Raw genomic sequence first — 3496 nt, forward strand, 5'->3', positions numbered from 1 at the left:
TGGTACTGCACTCGCCAGGGTGTGGGAGAGTAGGACGCCGCCGGACAACCATTCCACGAAGGCCCACCCGACAACGGGTGGGCCTTCGTGCGTTCCAGGCCCACCCGAGTACGGGTGGGCCTTCGTGCGTTCCAGGCCCGACCGAAGACGGGCGAGCCTGCGTGCGTCCTGGCCCGAGCATGGAGGGCACACAAGGGCGTGAGAAAGGCCCGCACGCGGTGCGTGCGGGCCTTCCCGTGCTCTCCGTGGGTCCTCGGGAACGAGGCCCCACCTGCGCTCGTGCTGCCGGTCAGTCGTCCTCGGCGACGAACACGACGACCCCGAGCGGGGGGACACGCACCTGCGCGGAGTACGGCCGGCTGTAGTGCTCGACCGGCTCGGCCTCCACGCCGCCGAGGTTGCCGACGCCGGAGCCGCCGTACACCTCTGCGTCCGAGTTGAACGCCTCCCGCCACCGGCCGCCGTGCGGCAGCGGCAGGCGGTAGCCCTCGTGCGGCACACCCGCGAAGTTCACGACCACCGCGACCGTCGGGGTGTCGACCCCCTTGCGGAGGTACGCCAGCAGGTTGAGGTCGGCCTCGTCGGACGCGAGCCACTCGAAGCCGTCGGGCGTGTGGTCGAGCTGCCACAGCGCCGGCGTCGCACGGTAGAGCGCGTTGAGGTCCTGCACCGCGCGCTGCACGCCGTGGTGCGAGTTGTCGTCGAGCGTGTACCAGTCGAGGGACCGCGCCTCGGCCCACTCGTGCTGCTGGGCGAACTCCTGGCCCATGAAGAGCAGCTGCTTGCCGGGGTGCGTCCACTGGTACCCGAGCAGCGTGCGGACGCCGGCGAGCTTCTGCCAGTGGTCACCGGGCATGCGCTCGTACAGCGAGCCCTTGCCGTGCACGACCTCGTCGTGGCTGATCGGCAGGACGAAGTGCTCCGAGTACGCGTACACCATCGAGAACGTGATCTCGTGGTGGTGGTAGCGACGGTTGATCGGCGCCTCGCGCAGGTAGCGCAGAGTGTCGTTCATCCAGCCCATGTTCCACTTCAGGCCGAACCCGAGGCCGTTGCCGGAGGTGGGCGCCGTGACGCCCGGCCAGGCGGTCGACTCCTCGGCGATCATCATGACGCCGGGGGTGCGGCGGTAGGAGGTCGCGTTCGCCTCCTGCAGGAAGGAGATGGCCTCGAGGTTCTCGCGCCCGCCGTACACGTTGGGCCGCCACTGACCCGGCTGGCGGGAGTAGTCGAGGTACAGCATCGACGCGACGGCGTCGACGCGCAGGCCGTCGACGTGGAACTCCTCGAGCCAGTACGTGGCGTTCGCGACGAGGAAGTTGCGCACCTCGGAACGGCCGAAGTTGAAGACGTACGTGCCCCAGTCGGGGTGCTCGCCCAGCAGGGGGTCCGGGTGCTCGTAGAGCGGCGTGCCGTCGAACTGCGCGAGCGCCCACTCGTCCTTCGGGAAGTGTGCGGGCACCCAGTCGAGGATGATCCCGATACCGGCCTGGTGCAGGCAGTCCACGAGGTAGCGGAAGTCGTCGGGGTGGCCGAACCGCGCGGTCGGGGCGAAGTACGACGACACCTGGTATCCCCACGAGCCACCGAAGGGGTGCTCTGCCACGGGCAGCAGCTCGACGTGCGTGAAGCCCATCTCGACGACGTAGTCGGTGAGCTGGTGCGCGAGGTCGCGGTAGGACAGGCCCTGCCGCCACGACCCGAGGTGCACCTCGTAGATGCTGACCGGCCCGGCGTGCGGGTCCCGGCCGCCGCGCTGCTCGAGCCACGCGTCGTCGCCCCACGTGTAGCGGGACTCGACGACGACGGACGCGGTGGCCGGCGGCACCTCGGTGGCCTTCGCCATCGGGTCGGCCTTCTGCCGCCACGACCCGTCGGCGCCGAGGATCTCGAACTTGTAGCGGGCGCCGGACGCGACGCCCGGCACGAAGACCTCCCACACGCCGCTGTCGCCGAGCGAGCGCATGGCGTGCGTGGCGCCCTGCCAGTGGTTGAAGTCCCCGACGACGCGCACGGCGCGGGCGTTCGGGGCCCAGACGGCGAACGACGTGCCGCTGACCTCCCCGAGGGTGCCGGGGTACGTGTGCGTGTTCGCGCCGAGGACGTCCCACAGCTGCTCGTGCCGGCCCTCGCGCAGGAGGTGGCGGTCGAGCTCGCGCACGGTGGGCAGGAACCGGTAGGGGTCGTCGGCCGTCGACGCGGTGCCGTCGTAGGTCACCTCGAGGCGGTAGTCCGGCACGTCCGTGCCCGGCAGGACCGCGACCCAGATCCCGTCCTGCTCGTGCACCGCGTCGGTGCGGCCGTCGCCCGTCACGACGACGACACGGTCCGCCAGCGGGCGCAGCGTGCGGACCGTGACGCCGCCGTCCCCGACGTGGGGACCGAGCACGCCGTGCGGGTCGTAGTGGGTTCCCGCGGCGACGGCGCGCAGCGTGTCGGCGTCGACGGGGACCGGTGTGGGTTCAGCCGCACTCATGTGCCTACCCAATCACTGCACGGGCGACCGCGCAGGTGGGACGGGGTTCGTCGCGGCAGTGCCGCGACGTGGCGTGCGGGGGCCGCGGGCGCCGGCTCAGCGGGACCGGCGCGCCGTGCTGCCGCGCGCGACGAGCCGCGGGAGCGGGGCCGTGGAGCTGGTGGGACGGCCGGACGCCAGCAGGTTGAGCACCGAGTCGGCGACCTGCACGCCCATCGCGTGCACGTCGAGGCTCATCGCCGACAGCGGCGGGTGCGAGAGGCGGCACAGGGCCGAGTCGTCCCACGCCAGCAGCGAGACGTCCGCGGGGACGGACAGGCCGAGCTCGTGCGCGACGCCCAGGCCCGCGACGGCCATGACGTCGTTGTCGTACACGATGGCCGACGGCGCGTTGCCGCGGCCCAGGAGCGCCCGCGTGGCACGCGTGCCCGACTCCTCGCCGTAGTCGCCCTCGAGGACGACGCCGCGGGCACCGAGCGCGGCGCACTCCTCGAGCAGGGCGGCCGTGCGGGACTGCGTGTGCGTGAGCGTCGAGGGCCCCGACACGCGGCCGATCGTGGTGTGGCCGAGGCCGACGAGGTACGCGACGGCGTCCCGCATGGCCTGCCCGTTGTCGATCCACACGTGCGCGACGCCCTCGAGCGCACGCTCGGGGCCACCGACCACGACCGTGGGGATCGCGAGCTCGCGCAGCACCGCGAGGCGCGGGTCCTCCTGCACGAGGTTGACGAGGACCACGGCGTCGACCATCCCGCCGTCGCCCCAGCGGCGGTAGGCGCGGATCTCCGCCTCGTGGTCGGGGACCACGTGCAGGAGCAGCGACCGGCCGTCGGTCGACAGCGTCTCCTCGATGCCGGCGATGAGCTCCATGAAGAACGGCTCGAGGCCGAGCATGCGGGCCGGTCGCGCCAGCACCAGGCCGATCGCGTCCGAGCCCTGGGTCACGTCCGTCAGCGTAGCGGCGGCCGGCGCGCCGGCCCGGGACGGCGCCGGTGCGGCGGCCGGTGCGTCCACCGCCTG

General features: G+C 72.5%; 2 protein-coding genes. Both read right to left on the reverse strand.

Features of this window, described 5'->3' with window-relative positions; translation table 11 throughout:
- Nucleotides 1-289 precede the first annotated feature (289 nt).
- Nucleotides 290-2476, reverse strand: coding sequence for a 1,4-alpha-glucan branching protein GlgB (gene glgB / locus ACFUMH_RS18805; RefSeq protein WP_378209101.1), 2187 nt, complete (start codon nt 2474-2476; stop codon nt 290-292).
- A 96-nt stretch (nt 2477-2572) separates the two neighbouring features.
- Nucleotides 2573-3421: a LacI family DNA-binding transcriptional regulator gene (locus tag ACFUMH_RS18810; protein WP_378209103.1), complete on the reverse strand. Its 849-nt coding sequence runs from the start codon at nt 3419-3421 to the stop codon at nt 2573-2575.
- Nucleotides 3422-3496 lie beyond the last annotated feature (75 nt).

The organism is Cellulomonas sp. NPDC057328 (assembly GCF_042667215.1).
Classification (GTDB): domain Bacteria; phylum Actinomycetota; class Actinomycetes; order Actinomycetales; family Cellulomonadaceae; genus Cellulomonas.